Raw genomic sequence first — 17,078 nt, 5'->3', positions numbered from 1 at the left:
CCCTTGCGAACGTCCCCATTCTAGGGCGTGCGCGGTCGCTCGACACCCGTTGGCCCAAGCGGATGACGCCTGCCGGCGCCGCGCTGAGCGTAGAGGTTCTCACATCACTGAGAATGCAGGCTCCATGGTGCGGGTCAAGACGGTAGCATCGCGGCATGGACCTTGATGCCATCCACGTATCACCCCTCGCCGACGACGAAATTCATCTCTGGCAAACCGCCTGGTCGGGCGGTGCTGGCGAGGACGTCTTCGCGCGCTTGTTGGGCGCTTATACCGGTGCGACCGAGTCACCGGCCATCGTCCGTGGGGAGCACGGAAAACCTACGTTCCCGCCACCACTGGACACCCTCGGCTTCAACTGGTCGCACAGCGGAGACGTCGCGCTTCTTGCTGTCGGCAAGGGGCCGTCAGGATTCGCTATCGGCGTTGACGTGGAGGTGGTTCGGCCCCGGCCGAGGGCGCTGGAGCTGGCACGGCGGTTCTTTGCACCGGACGAGGCTGCCGAGCTGAACACGCTCCCCGAGGCCGACCACTTGGGCGGATTTCTGGCCCTATGGACGGCCAAGGAAGCGGTACTCAAGGCGCACGGTGGTGGGCTGTCGTACGGCTTGCACCGCGTGTCGTTCAGGCTCGCTCCCGGGGGTGCCGTGCCGTGGCAGTTCGAAGGCGACGTTGGCCCGGCGTCCGAATGGCAGGTAAGACCGGTCGCCCTGGGCGACGAACGGGTCGCGGCGCTGGCGTGGCGCGGTGGCGAGCGCCGCGTTCGCGTCTTCACATCTTCGGTTTGAACCTTTCCGCATCGAGGTGTGTCTTACCTGATGTGTGTGTGAGCCGTGGAGTGCGCCACAGGGACGTGGCGAGTTATGCTGAGATGACAGTCATTACGCACGTCGCAATGGTGGCGTGCGTTTTTTTATGGACCGTCGATGACCCTACTCAGCGTTAACCTGAACAAGATCGCCGTTTTGCGCAATTCGCGCGGCGGCACCGAGCCAAGCATCGCTACCGCTGCCAATACCTGCATTGAAGCGGGCTGCGGCGGGCTCACCGTTCACCCTCGTCCCGATATGCGACATGTCACGCCCGACGACGTACGCACGTTGGCCGGATTGTTGCGCGGTCGTGTGGAATACAACATCGAAGGCAATCCGTTCGCGGGTCCACGCGGTGCGTATCCCGGTTTGTTGGCGCTCTGCCGCGAAGTGAAGCCGACGCAGGTGACGTTGGTTCCCGACGGCGACGGTCAGATCACTTCTGACCACGGCTTCGACCTGACCAAGGACATCGAGACGTTGAAGCCGATCGTGGCGGCGTTTCGTGAGATCGGCTGCCGAGTCAGTGTCTTTGTCGACGCGGGCGGTGCGGGTTTCGAAGAAGCGAAAGCCATTGGCGTGCAGCGCATCGAGCTTTACACCGGCCCGTACGCGGAAGCGTTCCACGAGGGCGACGCGCGAGCCGAACTGGAATCGTTTGCCGACACGGCGCGACGCGCACAGCAGGCAGGGTTGGCGGTGAATGCCGGGCATGATCTGAGCCAGGCGAACCTTGGCACGTTCAAGGCCGCGATTCCTGGCCTGGCCGAAGTATCGATTGGGCACGCGTTGATCGGCGAGGCGTTGTATCAAGGCTTGGCGAATACCGTCCGCGCTTACCTGGACATCCTGAAATAAAAAAACCCCGCCGTGAGGCGGGGTTTTCGGTATTACCGGACGATCGATCGATTACTGCGCGTTGACGAAACCGATCTTGGTCAGGCCCTGGCCCTTAGCGTCGGAAAGCACGCGTGCCACGACCTCGTACTGAACCGCGTCATCCGCGTCGATCTGCAGTTCCGGCTGGTTCGACTGCTGGGCAATCACCGCGATCTGGGCACGAAGACCCAGTTCATCGACAGGCGTGTCGTTCCAGTACAGCGAGCCATCCTGGCGAATCTGCAGCCGGACGGGATCCGGCGGATTCTCTGGGTTGACGATGTTCGGATTCGGCTGCGGCAGATCGATCTTGATCTTATGCGACAGCATCGGAGCCGTGATCATGAAGATGATCAGGAGCACCAGCATCACGTCGACGAGCGGCGTGACGTTGATGTCCGACATCGGGCCACCGGAGTTGCCTGAACTGAATGCCATGTTCGTTACTCCTTGCCAGTCGACATGAAGCCGACGTGGACCATGCCGGCGTCCTTGGCATCGCCAAGGATCTTCTTGACCACCTTATATTCGGTGGTGCGGTCCGCACGGATCTGGAGTTCCGGCTGCGGCGACTTGGCCGCCGCAACCGCAAACTGAGCCTTCAGTTCAGCCTCGCTGACTTCACCGTCATTGAGGAAGTACGTACCGTCCGGCTTGACCGCGAGATCCATCGGCTCGACCGGGGTGTCATCCTTAACGTTCGGATTCGCCTTCGGCAGATCGATCTGGACCTTGTGGGACATCAGGGGCGCCGTGATCATGAAGATGATCAGCAGAACCAGCATCACGTCGACGAGCGGCGTGACGTTGATTTCCGACATCGGACCGCCGCTGTTGCCACCGCTGGACATAGCCATGGGTCAGCTCCTTACTTCTTGACGACGACCGGCGCCGTACCTTCGACGCGAGCGCCGGTGGCGAAGAAGTCGTGCAGGTCATGCGCGAATTCGTCGAACTGGGCGTAGGTCAGGCGGTTCGAGCGCATGAAGAAGTTGTACGCGAGCACGGCCGGGATAGCGGTGAACAGACCGAACGCGGTCATGATCAGCGCCTCACCGACGGGGCCGGCCACCTTGTCCATCGACGCGGAACCCGAAGCGGCGATACCGATCAGCGCGTGGTAGATACCCCACACCGTACCGAGAAGACCGATGAACGGAGCCGACGAACCGACCGTGGCGAGCAGGGTCAGGCCGCCTTCCAGACGCAGGCTCTCACGAGCGACGGCCTGGCGCAGGGCGCGATCGATGAATTCCGAACGCGACAGCGTCTCGGCGAGGCGACCGCCAGCAGCCTGCTGGTGGTGAGCGACGGCCGAAGCGGCGTCGAGCGCGATCTTCGAGAACGGTTCGCCCTTCGGCTGCTCTTCGAGCATACGAATGGCTTCCTGCGTCGACGAGGTGTTCCAGAAGCCCTGGATGACCTTGTCGGCGCGCGAACGCACCATGCTGTTACGGATGAAGTTGGCGACGATGAAGTACCACGAGAGCACGGACATCGCGACCAGCACCACGAACACGATCCAACCGAGGAAGTCGAAGTTGTGGATCAGGTGGTCGAAGCCCATCTGCTTGAGGGCGTCGGCGTTGGAGTTTTGACCTGGATTAGCAGGCTGAGCGGAGGTGTCTTGCAACATAACGCTACCCTTGGGAAGTCAAGCGTGAACTTAATAGCTGTAAGTGAGGAATTACAGCTGGTTTAGGTTGAACGTAACGGGGACACGTGCATAGCCTTCGACGGCCTGACCGCCTCGCTTGCCCGGGTTGAATCGCCAGTTCCTTGCCGCATCCTGCGCTGCCTTGTCCAGTTCGCGGAAACCGCTGGACTGATCGACCTGAATGTCTTTCGGCGCACCGTCGACACCCACGAGGACCAGAAGTACCACCGTACCTTCATGCCGCTGGCGAACCGCCTGCGGCGGATACTTTGGCGGGTTGCGCTGACGGTACGACAGATTCTCGCTCGGCGCGATGTCGGCCGGCGGTGCAGGCGGCGCGGGAGGCGCCGGCGGCGGTGCCGGAACGGCATTCGTGCTTGCCTCCTCGACAGCCGGCGGCGGCGGGGCCGGCGGCGGCGGTGTCGGCGGCGGCTTCACCTGCTGAATGATCTTCGGCGGCGGCTGCTTGGGGGGTTCCGGCGGCGGCGGCGGAGGAGGCGGGGGCGGCGGCGGCGGTTCGATGAAATCGACCTGTACCACCTTCTCTTTCTGCTTTTCCTGCGTCTTGGGCGGCGCCATGGGCGCGACCAGCAGCAGGAAAGCGAACGAGTGCAGCGCGATGGCTACTGCCAACGCACTTGTGCGCCCCCAACTGAACGGCGCTTGGCCGGTTGATTCGTTACTTGAGGCCATCAGTCACTATCAAGAGCTAATCAAGCGGAAGTGAGCCCGCACTGCTTTCCGGCGCTCGGCGGGTTGACATTGCCGAAAACGCAGGTTTCTGCAAGCGGAAAGGTATGCAAGTTACACCAGCATATGGCGTTTGTATAGCTCCTGAAGGGAAGGTTTATGACCATCCACAAGCCCCCCTTCCGGCCCTTTACAAAGCCTTACTTACCGGTACCTGCGGTTTTCAACCAGGCGTTGGCCTTGGCAGACGTTTCAGGGTCCTGCGCCGCGAGCTTCATGTCCGCGATAGCACCCTGCTTGTTCTTCTGACCACGCTTGGCTTCCGCACGCACCATATAGGCCTGGCCTTTATGCTGCACACCCTTGCTGATGGCATCCGTCGCGGACTTCTCGGCCGCGGCGTACTGATTCTTCTGGAGCTGGAGACGCGCCACGCTCAGCATGACCTCGCCGTCTTTCGCGAGCGGCGCAGCCTTCTGATAGGCAGCCAGCGCCGCGTCTTCCTTGCCGGCGGTGATGGCAGCGTCGCCCTGGAGCTTGTAGACCTCCGCGCTGGGCTTGACCACGCCCTTCGCGAGACCGTCGTCGAGCACGGCCGCAGCCTTCGCCGCGTTGGCTTCCTGGCGGTCCGTGTGGTCCTGGCCGTCGATCAGGTAGACCTTGGCGAGGTTGATGTACTGCTTCTCGTCCTTGAAGGCACCCGCCGCGCGGCCCTTCTCCATCAGCGCGATCGCGTCCGGATACTTCTGCGCCTGGATCAGGGCGGACGCGGCGTTGTTGAGCGCGGTCGGATCGTTGGGATTCTTCTGCAGTTCGGCGGCGGCGAGCTCGGCGGCCTTGTCGCCCTGGCCGGTCTCGGCGTAGCTGGCGGCGAGGATCTGATCCCACGAGCCCTGCGGCTTCGCGTCCGGCAGCGACTTCGCCTTGGTGATGGCAGCGATCGCTTCCGGGAACTTGCCCAGGCGATAGTCGATGTTGCCTTCGAGGCCGTAGGAGTCGGCGGTTTCCTTCTTGCCCTCGGCGCGCCATTCCTGGAGCGACTTCAGCGCGGCGTCGTACTGCTCGTCCGCGACGAGGAACTGCGTGTACATGTACTTGAGCTGGAAGTAGGTGTCGTTCGGCATTACACCGATATCGAGCGCCTGCTTCAGCGTGGTGATGGCGCCCTTCACGTCGCCATCGTTGTACTTCATGTTCGCGATGCCCTGGAGGGCGAGCGCCTGAGCGTACTTGCTGCTGGTGGCCGAACCGTCGGCCAGCGGCTGCAGAAGCTGCAGAGCCTTGTCCTTCTCGCCGTTGTTCGCGGCATCGAGACCTTCGTTGAGCGCCTTCTGGTCCTTCTCGCTCTTGAGATCGAGCTTGGGTTCCGTGCGAGTGGCATTCGGATACAGCGCTTCTTTCTTGTCCTTGGGAGCCGTGTCGCGCGCGACGGCGGCACCGCTGGCCAGGGAAAGTGCGATCGCGGTAGCGAGCGCCAACTTGATGAAGGAACCCTGTTTCATTGACAGACCTCTGTTGAAGGAGTCGGCGCACAAGGCGGCTCTCCGGGGGACTACAGAGGTTAACCCGATTCGATTCCTAAGAACAAGTCGCAGTGCAAGAAAAAAGCAGAGTCAAAACAATGACTTGTTAGAAGAATGTTGGCGCTTACCGATTTGTAGGCCAAAGGTTGCCTTGAAAACGCCATTTTCATCCACGTCACTTCGGGCTGTGACGTGGAACACGAAAACGCCCGGCCGTCGCCAGCCGGGCGTCTATTTCGTGGTTCAACCGTCGGGGCGATGGATCACACGTCCAGATTGGCCACCTTCAGTGCGTTGGATTCGATGAATTCACGACGCGGTTCCACCGCTTCGCCCATCAGCATCGAGAACATCTGGTCGGCCGCCACGGCGTCCTCGATACCCACCTGCAGCATGCGCCGGGTCTCCGGGTTCACCGTGGTTTCCCAGAGCTGCTCGGGGTTCATTTCGCCCAAGCCCTTGAAGCGCTGGATCGTACGACCCTTCTTGGCTTCGTCGAGCAACCAGTTGCGCACATCGGCAAAGTTGAGCACGCCACGCGAGGCGTTACCGCGACGAACCACCGCCCCAGGCTGCAGGCCCAGTTCCGCCAGCTGCTGCGAAATGGACTGGATAGCGCGGAATTCCAGACCGCCGAAGAACGCCTGCGGCATGATCCAGGTGTGGCTGAGGCCGTGCTGCTTGCGCTCCACTTCGATCGCAGCGCCCTGCTCGTTCAGTGCCGGGCGGAAGCGCAGCGTATAGCTCGGCTTGCCCAGGCCGCTGGCGGTGAGGCGCGTAGCGATGCCGTCCAGCCAGGCCTGCATACGTGCTTCGTCGGTCCAGAGATCCTCGCCGAGCGGCGTGTGTTCGATCAGCGCAGTGAGCACCGCCGTGTCGAAGCGGTGGCTGAGGCGCTCGATCTGGTCCAGGGCAACCTGGTAATCGCGCAGCAGCTTCTCCAGTGCCACGCCGTCGATGGCGGGTGCGCTCTCTTCCGGCACCAAGGACGCGTTATCCACGGCGCTGGCGATCAGGTACTCGTTCAGGACGTTGTCGTCCTTGATGTACATCTCCTGCTTGCCCTGCTTCACCTTGTACAGCGGCGGCAGGCCAATGTAGACGTGCCCGCGCTCGATCAGCTCGGGCATCTGGCGGTAGAAGAAGGTCAGCAGCAGCGTACGGATGTGCGAGCCGTCCACGTCCGCGTCGGTCATGATGATGATGCGGTGGTAGCGCAGCTTGTCCGGGTTGTATTCCTCCTTGCCGATGCCCGTGCCCAGCGCGGTAATCAGCGTGCCAACCTCGGCAGAGGAAATCATCTTGTCGAAGCGGGCCTTCTCCACGTTGAGGATCTTGCCCTTCAACGGCAGCACTGCCTGGGTACGGCGATTGCGGCCCTGCTTGGCGGAGCCGCCTGCGGAGTCACCCTCGACCAGGAACAGTTCGGAAAGCGCGGGATCCTTCTCCTGGCAGTCCGCCAGCTTGCCCGGCAGCCCGGCGATATCGAGCGCGCCCTTGCGGCGGGTCATTTCGCGGGCCTTACGGGCGGCCTCGCGGGCACGGGCGGCGTCCACGGCCTTGGAAGCGATGGCCTTGCTTTCCGCCGGATGCTCCAACAGGAATTCGGCGAGCTTGTCGTTGACGACCTGCTCCACCGCTGTTTTCACCTCGCTGGAAACGAGCTTGTCCTTGGTCTGCGACGAGAACTTCGGATCCGGCACCTTTACCGAGAGGACCGCGATCATGCCTTCGCGCATGTCGTCGCCCGACAGCCCGACCTTGGCGTTCTTGGCCAGGCCTTCCTTCTCGATGTAGTTCTGCAGCGTACGCGTCAGCGCCGCGCGGAAACCCGTGAGATGGGTGCCGCCGTCACGCTGGGGAATGTTGTTGGTGAAGCAGAACATCGTTTCCTGGTACGCATCCGTCCACTGCATGGCCAGTTCGACAGTGATGCCCTCGGACTGCGAGCTGAAGCTGATGACCGTGGGGTGCAGCGCCGTCTTCAACTCGGCCAGGTGCTGCACGAAGGACTTGATGCCGCCCTCGTAAGCGAAGATGTCCTTTCGCTCATTTCGCTCGTCGACCAGTTCGATGGTGACGCCCGAATTCAGGAAGGCCAGCTCACGCAGGCGCTTCGCCAGGATGTCGTAATGGAAATCGATGTTGTTGGTGAACGTGGCCGGGCTGGGCAGGAACCGCACCATGGTGCCGCGGCGGTTGGTGTCTCCCGTCACGGCAATGGGCGCCACAGGCTCGCCATGGGCGTATTCCTGGCGGTGTTCCTTGCCTTCGCGCCAGATGGTCAGCCAGAGCTTCTCGCTCAGGGCGTTGACCACGGACACACCCACGCCGTGCAGGCCGCCGGACACCTTGTATGAATTGGCGTCGAACTTACCGCCGGCATGGAGCACCGTCATCACGACTTCGGCCGTGGAGCGGCCCTCCTCCGGGTGGATATCTACCGGAATGCCGCGGCCGTTGTCGGCCACGCTGGCCGAACCGTCCTGATGGATGGTGACCGTCACGTAGTCGCAGTAACCGGCAAGGGCTTCGTCGATGGCGTTATCGACAACCTCGAAGACCATGTGGTGCAGGCCCGTACCATCGTCAGTGTCGCCGATGTACATGCCCGGACGCTTGCGGACGGCTTCCAGGCCCTTGAGGACCTTGATGCTGCCCGAGTCGTAGGTATTCGAGTTCGTCGGATCGAGAGGTTCGTTCATGCGATGCCCGGTGATGGCGCCAGAATGCGGTCCCGAGGCGGCGCGTAAAGGCGTCGGGACAGTCGGTCGATTATAGCAAAGCCGTGACGGCACCCTGTTCCACGTGGAACACCGTCACAGGACGTTCCACGAGGGCGGAGGGGATTTCGGTGCCGGTAACGAAGACCTGGACGTCGCGCCCCAGAAGTTGGGCTACGACCCACTCTTGATGGGTGCGATCCAGCTCGGATGCAAGGTCGTCGAGGCAGACGACAGGCCACTCGCCGCGGATCTCAGCGTGCAGGGAGGCCTGCCCCAGCAGGCACGCGAGAGCACATAGTTTCTCCTGGCCTCGGGAGAGATGCTCACGTAACGGAGCATGCTCGAAGGCGATGGAAAAGTCGGCACGATGTGGGCCTACCGTAGTATGACCACGTGCCATATCCCGCAGCCGCCGGGATACCAAGGTGGCCGCCAAATCCTCCGTCTCGTCCCAGCCTGGACGGTAGCGGAGGGAAAACACGCCTAGCTCCGGCAGCACGTTGTTCATGAAACTGCGCACGTGAGGAAGTAGTCGATCCAGGTAGTTCCGGCGGTACGCGGTTATGTCTTCACCCGCGCTGGCTAGCTCGGCCTCCCAGGGCGCTAGAGACGCATCATCCACCGCTGCCCCGCCGGCACGCAGCAGCGAGTTCCGCTGCTTGAGAGCCCGCTGGTAGCGACGCCATCGCCCCATGAACTCATGTTCCACGTGGAACAGACCCCAATCGATGAAACGCCGCCGCTCGTCAGACGCGCCGGCGATCAGATCATGCGATCCGGGCTCAAAGCAGACGACGGCGCACTCCTGTACCAAAGCACCCAAGGATGCGGCTTGATCGCCATCGATCCGGGCCTGCCACCGCGAACCATCGCGGCCCAGCCCGATCCGGCGCATGCGGCCATCTGCCGTTCGGACCTCGGCAAACACCGAAAGCGACGTAGCGCCGCGCTTCAAGAGGACATCGCGCGATCCGGCTCGGAACGATCGCCCGTGGGAGAGCAGATATGCCGCTTCCAGCACGCTGGTTTTCCCAGCGCCATTGGAACCGACGAAAACGTTGATGCCCGGCGATGGGGTAACAGCGACGCCGTCCAGACAGCGCAGTCCGGCGATCCGCAACGATTCGAACTTCATCCCACGCCATCCCCTTCCAAAACGAAAAGCGCCGGGGTGTCGAAGACATCCCCGGCGCCTTGGCCGACCGCCACGCGACTTGGCGTAAAAACGGTCAGAGACGAAGCGGCATCACCACGTGCCGCGCCTCGTCGTTGCCCTCTTCCTGCAAGAGGCAGCTCGACTGCGCATCGCGCAGGTTGATCCGCACCTTGTCGCCACGAAGCGCACCTAGCGCATCGAGCAGATAGCCCACGTTGAAGCCGACCGCCAGATCATCGACAACCGTCTCGGCTTCCACTTCTTCTTGAGCTTCTTCCTGCTCCGGGTTGTGCGCCACGATCTTGATCCGCCCCGGGGTCAGTTCGAGCTTTACGCCGCGGTACTTCTCGTTGGACAGGATGGCGGCGCGCTGCAGCGCGCTGCGCAGCACGTCGCGCTCGATCGTCGCCGACTTGTCCGCCCCGAGCGGAATGACCGCCTCGTAATCCGGGAACCGGCCATCGATCAGCTTGGACGTGAATACGACACCGCCGCGGCGTACGCGCAGGTGATTACGGCCGAATTCCAGTTCGACCGAGCCCTCGCCCGATTCGAACAGGCCAATCAGTTCGTTGACGCCCTTGCGCGGGATGATGATCTGCCGCCGTGCGGAAACCGAGCTTTCCAGCTTCGTTTCCTTGAGCGCGAGGCGATGGCCGTCAGTAGCGACGCAACGGAGCGTGTGCTCCTGCAGATCCAGCAACATGCCGTTGAGGTAGTAGCGCACGTCCTGGTTCGCCATGGCGAATGCCGTGCGGTCCATCAGGTCGCGCAGTACTTCCTCGGGAAGCGTGACGCGTTCGACCAGCTCGATTTCGTCGATGGTCGGAAATTCACTGGATGGGAGCGTGGCAAGCGTGAAACGGCTGCGACCGGCATTCAGCGCAATGCGCTCTCCGTTCAACTTGATGTCGATGCGTGCGCCATCGGGAAGCGCGCGAACGATGTCGAACAGTTTGCGCGCCGGAATCGTGATCTCGCCTTCCTGCACGCCCTCGGCGGCGGTCGTGGCGATCATCTCTACTTCGAGATCGGTACCGGTAAACGAAACCTCGCTACCGGAGGCGCGAACCAGGAGGTTGGCCAGCACGGGCAGCGTCTGGCGGCGTTCCACGACGCCCACCACCTGCTGCAGGGGTTTGAGCAGTACTTCCCTCTGGATGCTGAATTGCATGCGTCCCCTACTCCTGCTTTTAAGTTTTTAAGATTTTATAGTGGTAGTTGTTGGGCCGGTGGATATCTTGAAAAGCCCGAAAACTTTTATTTGTTCAACGAGTTATAACTAGATATCGACTGGCTTGAACATGCGGATTCGTGTGGGTGCCTTGTGGATAACTTCAGGCGTCGAAACCGTCCTCCATCCATCCACCTATTATCCACAGGTTCTCAGCCCGTCAATATGCGGATGAGCTGCTCCCAGTCCTGGCGCATGCGTACGTCTTTCTCGCAGAAACCGCGGATGGTGCGGCAGGCGTGGAGCACCGTCGTGTGGTCACGGCCGCCGAACGCCTCACCGATCTCAGGAAGGCTGTGCTCGGTCAGTTCCTTGGACAGGGCCATGGCGACCTGCCGGGGGCGCGCCAGCGAGCGTACGCGGCGCTTGGAGAGCAGGTCGGACAGGCGCACCTGGTAGTAGTCGGCCACGGTCTTCTGGATGTTCGGCACGGTCACCGCTTGCGCATGCGTGTTCAGCAGGTCGCGCAGCGTTTCCTCGGCGAAGTCCGTCGTGATCGGCTTGCGGTAGAAGTTGGCGCGCGCTGCGAGCGTATTGAGCGCTCCTTCGAGATCGCGGACGTTCGAGCGGATGCGCTTGGCAAGCAACATCGCCACATCCTCCGACACCTCCATGTCCTTTTCGGCCGCTTTGGACAGCAGGATCGCTGCGCGTGTCTCGAAGTCCGGCGGCTCGATCGCCACGGAGAGACCCCAGCCCAGGCGCGACTTCAGCCGCGGCTCGAGCTTGTCCAGTTCCTTCGGATAGCGGTCGCAGGTCAGGATGATCTGCTGCTTCGCCTCGAACAGCGCATTGAACGTGTGGAAGAACTCTTCTTGGGTCGTGTCCTTACCGGCGAAGAACTGGATGTCGTCGATCAGCAGCGCATCCACCGAGCGGAAGCGTCGCTTGAAGTCGTCCATGTTCTTCTGCTGCAGGGCTTTCACCATGCCGCTGACGAACTGCTCCGAGCGCAGGTAGAGCACCTTCGCGCCGGGGTTGTTCTGCATCAGAAGGTTGCCGGCCGCATGCATCAAGTGGGTCTTGCCCAAGCCGGTGCCGCCGTACAGCAGCAGCGGGTTGTAGGCCCGACCGGGATTCATGGCGACCTGCATGGCCGCCGCCTTGCCCAGTTGGTTCGATTTGCCTTCCACGAAGGTCTCGAACGTGTAGTGCGGATCGAGGTTGTGCACGTGCGGCGGCTCGTGCGCGGGCTCCGGTGCGCGCGGCGCCGCATGGGCTGGCGCGCTGGACGGAGCCGACGCAGGCCGGCCCGGCGCCGGACGGCCGCCGGAGGAACCGACTTCCAGCCGCACGGGCATGGCCCGGCCGCTGATGTGCTCGACGATCGTGCGGATCTTGTCCAGGTACTGCTCGCGTACCGTATCCAGCGAATACGGGTTCGGCGCGTAGAGGAACAGGCCGTGGCCGTCCTCCCTGGCCTGCAACGGCATAAGCCAGGTATGGACGTCCTCTGACGTCAATTCGCCTTCAAGACGCTCGAGGCAGCGTCTCCACAGTTCACTCATCGGGTATTCTTGCCACAGAAGGGGCGCATGCGCGCGGGGTGGACGTCGAAGTCTAACAGCGTTCCGCCTGCTCCTCGGCCTGTGCGTCACCGGGCCACCACCGTCGCCCTGCATCCAAGCGGTTGACAGTCTTACGGAATGTCCCGCATACTTTCAGGCCTTTTTCCATCTTCACCCGGATGTAAGCGCCATGAAGCGTACTTACCAGCCCAGCAAGCTCAAGCGTGCCCGCACGCACGGCTTCCGTGCCCGCATGGCCACGGCCGACGGCCGCAAGATCATCAACGCCCGTCGCGCCAAGGGTCGTAAGCGCCTGATCCCGTAAGCGGTTCGCCTGTCGTGCGTGCCGCCGCCCTGCCGCGCGATGCGCGGCTACGCAGCGCCGCCGACTTCGCAGCGTTGCGAACTGTCAGCGGTCGCCTCGGCGGCCGCTGTTTTCTTTTGCGCTTCGGAAACAACACCGCTGGTACGGCGCGCCTCGGGCTCGCCATTTCCAAGCGTTGTTCGAAACGCGCCGTCGATCGCAACCGCATCAAGCGCCTCGCTCGCGAGGCGTTTCGTCGCGCGCGTCCGGATCTCCCCCAGGTCGACATCCTGGTCATGGCGCGTGATACCGCCCTTAAAGAGACCGGCGCCACCCTCCTGGCGGAACTCGACGGGCTCTTCCGCCGTATCCGGCCGTTGAAGCCTGAGGGTGCCGACGGCACAATCGCGCGTTGACCTCACGTCCACCCCGCCCCTTCCGGCCAGTCGGCCGTGGCGCCATTCGGATCTGGCCTAAGCAATGAATCAAACGCGCACGCTTCTCTTCTTCGCGCTCATGTTCGTGGCGTACCTGCTGTGGACGGAATGGGAAAAGGACTATGGTCCCCACCCGGTCGCTCCCACGCCTGCGGCTCAGACCGATAGCGGCAAGCCGGCCGCCGATGGCAGCATTCCTGGCGCAGCTGCCCCGGCCAATGTGCCAAGCGAGGCCGCGGCGCCCGCCGATGGCAAGGGCCAGCTCATTACGCTGTCGAACGACGTGCTGCGTCTTACCATCGACACGCGTGGCGGCAGCATCGTCCGTTCGGAGCTGCTTGCATATCCGGACGAGCCGGTCACCAAGAAGAACCCGAGTCCGCCGCCGGCACGTCTGCTCGACGATCAGCCGGAGCACTTCTTCGCCGCGCAGGATGGCCTGGTCAGCAACAATGGCCCGGCGCCCGACCACCGCGCGCTGTTCCACAGCGAGACCTCGGAAGCCAAGCTCGCCGATGGCCAGAAGACCGTCAGCGTGGATCTCACCTGGACCGATCCTTCGGGCCTCAAGGTCGTCAAGCGCTATACGTTGAAGCGCACCGACTACGTCGTCGAGCTCGATCAGCGCGTGGAGAACGGCACGGGCACCCCGTGGACGGGTAACGCGTACCAGCAGTTGCAGCGCGTGCCCGCCGCCAAGGTGAACTGGTTCAAGGCCTACACGGACCCCGCGCAGCACAGTTTCTTCGGCGCCGCGTGGTACAGCCCGGAAAACAAGTTCGAATCGCTGCCCTTCCTCGACTTTGCGAAGAAGCCGCTGAACCGCCAGATCACCGGCGGCTGGATCAGCATGCTGCAGCATTACTTCTTTGTGGCCTGGATTCCGCCGGCCGACCAGAGCGTGACTTACAGCAGCACCATCGTCGATCCGAACTCCGCGACGCCGCGCTATCTCGTGCGCGCGTTCGGTCCCGCGATCCAGGTAGCGCCGGGTCAGGCTGCCGACAGCGTTGCTCGACTCTACGTCGGTCCGAAGCTGCAAGGCACACTGGACGTCATCGCGCCTGGCCTCGAACTCACCAGCAACTACGGCTGGCTCACGATCATCGCCCAGCCGCTGCACTGGCTGCTTTCACAGTTGCACGCGATCAGTGGTAACTGGGGTGTGGCGATCATCCTGCTCGTGCTGCTCATCAAGGCCGCTCTGTTCAAGCTCACCGATGCGCAGTTCCGCTCGGGTGCGCGCATGCGCAAGCTGCAGCCGCGGGTCGCCGCGCTCAAGGAGCGTTACGGCGACGACCGCATGAAGATGCAGCAGGCGATGATGGAGCTGTACAAGAAGGAGAAGGTGAATCCGATGGCGGGCTGCCTGCCCATCCTCATCACCTTCCCCATCTTCATCGGCCTACTTCGCGTGCTCTCCGAATCGATCGAACTGCGCCATGCGCCGTTCTTCGGCTGGATCCACGATCTGTCGGCGCCCGATCCGTTCTATGTGCTGCCGGTGCTCTACTTCCTCGTGACGCTGCTCACGCAGCGCATGATGCCTACGGCAGGTATGGATCCGACCCAGGCCAAGATGATGAAGGTGATGCCGCTGATCTTCGGTGTCTTCTTCGCCTTCTTCCCGTCGGGCCTCGTGCTCTACTGGACGGTGAACGGTGCGACCAGCCTGCTGCAGCAGTGGTGGATCAACCGCAGCGTCGATCGCGCCGACATCAAGGCAAAGACGGCTTAAACCCCCAAGCGGCGCGTCGAACGACGCGCCGCTTCGCCATAGCAGGTTCACCATGACCCACGGCGACGACACCATCGCGGCCATCGCCACCGGCGCCGGCGCAGCTGGCGTCGGCGCCGTTCGCGTCTCCGGGTCACTGGCGCCACAGATAGCGCGTGCGGTTCTTGGGCGCGAACCGACGCCCCGGCATGCGCACTTCACGGCATTCCGCGACGCGCATGGCGATCTGATCGATCGCGGCATCCTGCTCTACTTTCCTGGGCCTGCGTCGTACACCGGCGAACATGTGCTGGAGCTGCAAGGCCACGGTAGTCCGGTATTGCTCGATGCCTTGCTTCGTCGCTGTATCGCACTCGGTGCGCGGCTCGCGCGGCCTGGCGAATTCACCGAGCGCGCCTTCCTCAACGGCAAACTCGATCTCGCGCAGGCCGAAGCCGTTGCCGATGTCGTGGCCGCCACGTCGGAAGCCGGTGCGCGAGCCGCGCTGCGTTCGATGGAAGGTGTGTTCTCCGCGCGCGTCGACGATCTGCTCGCTGAACTGATCGCACTGCGCGTGCATATCGAAGCCGCGATCGATTTTCCGGAAGAAGAAATCGACTTCCTCGCCGATCCGGTCATCGGTGAACAGCTCACGGCGTTGCGCGCCCATCTCGACGCATTGCTCATCGAAACACGGCGCGGTGTTCGCCTCAACGATGGGATCTCCGTCGCCATTGTCGGCCGTCCAAACGCCGGCAAGTCGAGCCTGTTGAATGCGCTCGCCGGTCAGGAGCGCGCCATCGTCACGGACATTCCGGGCACCACACGCGATGTATTGCGCGAGTCCGTCCTCATCGACGGCGCCACCCTGGAACTGGCCGACACCGCAGGATTGCGCGATAGCGACGACGTGGTCGAACGCGAAGGCATCCGACGTGCGCGCGCGCAGCTCGAACGCTGCGACGTCGCTCTCCTGGTCACCGATGAAACCCACGCCGACGCCGATCTCGCCTTCTTCGAAGGCGCTCCAATGCATGCCACGCGACTCGTCGTCATCAACAAGATCGACCTATCGCATGCCGACGCACGCAGCGAACGGCGCGACGGCAATGACACGCTATGGCTCTCGGCGAAAACGGGCGAAGGGCTGAATACGCTGCGCGAGATGCTGCGCAAACTCGCGACAGCCGGCGCTGGCGACGGCGCATTCAGTGCGCGTCGTCGTCACGTCATCGCGCTGGAAGCCGTGCGCGATCACCTGACCCGCACAGACGCCGCATTACGCGACAGCCGAGCCGGCGAACTCGCCGCGGAAGAACTGCGTCACGCGCAGCATGCCCTCGGCGAAATTACGGGCACCTATTCCTCGGACGATCTGCTCGGCGCGATCTTCGGGTCGTTTTGCATCGGGAAGTGAGACGGAATCATGGCGTCCGAGCATGGACAGTTATGCTGAGAGATCACCTGCGAGCTACATGTTCGTGGACAACACAAGCACTACTGATCCGTTTTCTTCAACTGCTTCTTCTTGGCCAACTCAAGTTGCCGGATGCTGCTGTCTGGCACAGGCAGTCTTTCCGGCATGTTTCCACCCGCTCTTCAATAGTCTGGCGGACTTTTCTGCCCACATCGAAGTGCGTCTTGTTGGCCTGCGCTTTACCGCGCACCTGATCACGGCGCAATTTTTCTTCCGCCTGGGTGGCGCGGAACAGGTTGGCCGCTAACTCAGTGCTGCCCATGTGGTCGAGAATTTTCTGGCTCTTCTTCAGTTTCTTGCGAGCGTGAATATCCTTGGCGCCGAGCCCACCATACAGGCCCTTGTAGCCATGGTCTTGAAAGATGGCATAGTCCTGAGGGCTGTCCACACCTGAATCCTTTGCGGCAGCGGCAAGGTATTTGTTATGTGCGGCTAGCTCGTTGCGGATGGCGAGGCGTTTCTCGTCTTCAGATAGCCGAGCAAAGTTATGGTCGTCAGCCAGTTCTTGCCGGCGCGTCTGGAGGGCAAAGTAGGTCTGACCGTTGGCAATAACAGGCTTGGATGGATCACCATTCTGCACGATCAGGTAACAGGCGTAGCGCGATATGCGCACGTCTTCCACTTCGCGATGGGCTCCTGATCCAATCTCCACCATTTTGCGCATGTCCGCAAAATGGTCTTCCACCAACTGACCGCTGGCGCGGCAGGCCGAGCGGGCTCTTTCCAGCACCGTCAGAAAGTTGCGCCACTGTGGGTACTCCAGTAGTGGCGATAGTTCGCGCGCCAGCCAGTACTCGCTGCCCGCTTCGTCGAGATGACGGATACCTTCGAAGGTGGCGTGGTGCTGTGCTTCGATCTTTCTTCCACTCATGTCACGTCTCCTTGTGGGCGAATGCTCGTGCCAACGGTGTCTTTGGCACCTATTGCGTAGCGCCGCTAGCAACCTCGCACAATTTCT

Annotated in this window: 15 protein-coding genes and 1 pseudogene; 6 read left to right on the top strand and 10 right to left on the bottom strand. The window is 62.5% G+C overall.

Annotated features, from left to right (window positions below; all coding sequences use genetic code 11):
- Positions 1-155 precede the first annotated feature (155 nt).
- Both BT115_RS14860 and BT115_RS14855 read left to right on the top strand, forming a co-directional pair.
- Positions 156-788, top strand: coding sequence for a 4'-phosphopantetheinyl transferase family protein (locus BT115_RS14860; RefSeq protein WP_072323405.1), 633 nt, complete (start codon positions 156-158; stop codon positions 786-788).
- A 138-nt stretch (positions 789-926) separates the two neighbouring features.
- Entirely contained in the window at positions 927-1,670 is a 744-nt protein-coding gene (locus BT115_RS14855; RefSeq protein WP_072323404.1) for a pyridoxine 5'-phosphate synthase, read from the top strand.
- Between the two features lie 51 nt (positions 1,671-1,721).
- On the opposite strand, the gene BT115_RS14850 is transcribed toward BT115_RS14855, so the two are convergent.
- The 9 genes from BT115_RS14850 to dnaA all read right to left on the bottom strand — a co-directional run bounded on the left by BT115_RS14850 (position 1,722) and on the right by dnaA (position 12,185).
- Positions 1,722-2,129, bottom strand: a complete 408-nt coding sequence (locus BT115_RS14850) for an ExbD/TolR family protein (protein WP_072323403.1) — start codon at positions 2,127-2,129, stop codon at positions 1,722-1,724.
- A 5-nt stretch (positions 2,130-2,134) separates the two neighbouring features.
- Entirely contained in the window at positions 2,135-2,548 is a 414-nt protein-coding gene (locus BT115_RS14845) for an ExbD/TolR family protein (protein ID WP_072323402.1), read from the bottom strand.
- Between the two features lie 11 nt (positions 2,549-2,559).
- A complete protein-coding gene (locus tag BT115_RS14840) occupies positions 2,560-3,327 on the bottom strand; it encodes a MotA/TolQ/ExbB proton channel family protein (RefSeq protein ID WP_072323401.1) in 768 nt (255 codons plus the stop codon).
- Positions 3,328-3,378: 51 nt separating this feature from the next.
- On the bottom strand, positions 3,379-4,041 hold the full coding sequence (locus BT115_RS14835) for an energy transducer TonB (protein ID WP_072323400.1): 663 nt from the start codon (positions 4,039-4,041) through the stop codon (positions 3,379-3,381).
- Between the two features lie 197 nt (positions 4,042-4,238).
- Positions 4,239-5,540 carry a tetratricopeptide repeat protein gene (locus tag BT115_RS14830; protein WP_072323399.1) on the bottom strand — a complete coding sequence of 434 codons (1,302 nt, stop codon included), beginning with the start codon at positions 5,538-5,540 and terminating at the stop codon, positions 4,239-4,241.
- Between the two features lie 284 nt (positions 5,541-5,824).
- Positions 5,825-8,266, bottom strand: a complete 2,442-nt coding sequence (gene gyrB, locus BT115_RS14825; RefSeq protein ID WP_072323398.1) for a DNA topoisomerase (ATP-hydrolyzing) subunit B — start codon at positions 8,264-8,266, stop codon at positions 5,825-5,827.
- A gap of 70 nt (positions 8,267-8,336) precedes the next feature.
- Positions 8,337-9,422 (bottom strand): DNA replication/repair protein RecF, encoded by a 1,086-nt coding sequence (gene recF, locus BT115_RS14820; RefSeq protein WP_072323397.1) that lies wholly within the window; start codon positions 9,420-9,422, stop codon positions 8,337-8,339.
- 94 nt (positions 9,423-9,516) lie between these two features.
- Positions 9,517-10,617 carry a DNA polymerase III subunit beta gene (dnaN, locus tag BT115_RS14815; protein ID WP_072323396.1) on the bottom strand — a complete coding sequence of 367 codons (1,101 nt, stop codon included), beginning with the start codon at positions 10,615-10,617 and terminating at the stop codon, positions 9,517-9,519.
- A 212-nt stretch (positions 10,618-10,829) separates the two neighbouring features.
- A complete protein-coding gene (dnaA, locus tag BT115_RS14810) occupies positions 10,830-12,185 on the bottom strand; it encodes a chromosomal replication initiator protein DnaA (protein ID WP_072323395.1) in 1,356 nt (451 codons plus the stop codon).
- A gap of 190 nt (positions 12,186-12,375) precedes the next feature.
- On the opposite strand from dnaA, the gene rpmH reads away from it, so the two are divergent.
- The 4 genes from rpmH (at position 12,376) to mnmE (ending at position 16,060) form a co-directional block, all read left to right on the top strand.
- Complete coding sequence (rpmH, locus tag BT115_RS14805) at positions 12,376-12,510, top strand: 50S ribosomal protein L34 (protein WP_014404614.1); 135 nt, start codon at positions 12,376-12,378, stop codon at positions 12,508-12,510.
- Positions 12,511-12,524: 14 nt separating this feature from the next.
- Positions 12,525-12,905 (top strand): ribonuclease P protein component, encoded by a 381-nt coding sequence (rnpA, locus tag BT115_RS14800; protein ID WP_072323394.1) that lies wholly within the window; start codon positions 12,525-12,527, stop codon positions 12,903-12,905.
- A gap of 64 nt (positions 12,906-12,969) precedes the next feature.
- Positions 12,970-14,664: a membrane protein insertase YidC gene (gene yidC / locus BT115_RS14795; protein WP_072323393.1), complete on the top strand. Its 1,695-nt coding sequence runs from the start codon at positions 12,970-12,972 to the stop codon at positions 14,662-14,664.
- A 52-nt stretch (positions 14,665-14,716) separates the two neighbouring features.
- Positions 14,717-16,060: a tRNA uridine-5-carboxymethylaminomethyl(34) synthesis GTPase MnmE gene (mnmE, locus tag BT115_RS14790; protein ID WP_072323392.1), complete on the top strand. Its 1,344-nt coding sequence runs from the start codon at positions 14,717-14,719 to the stop codon at positions 16,058-16,060.
- An 80-nt stretch (positions 16,061-16,140) separates the two neighbouring features.
- Here the strand turns inward: mnmE and dinD are convergent.
- Positions 16,141-16,991, bottom strand: a pseudogene (dinD, locus tag BT115_RS14785) (DNA damage-inducible protein D).
- Positions 16,992-17,078 lie beyond the last annotated feature (87 nt).

The sequence above is a fragment of the Luteibacter sp. UNCMF366Tsu5.1 genome, assembly GCF_900119235.1.
Taxonomy (GTDB): domain Bacteria; phylum Pseudomonadota; class Gammaproteobacteria; order Xanthomonadales; family Rhodanobacteraceae; genus Luteibacter; species Luteibacter flocculans.
This window is presented reverse-complemented; position numbering and strand designations above follow the sequence as displayed.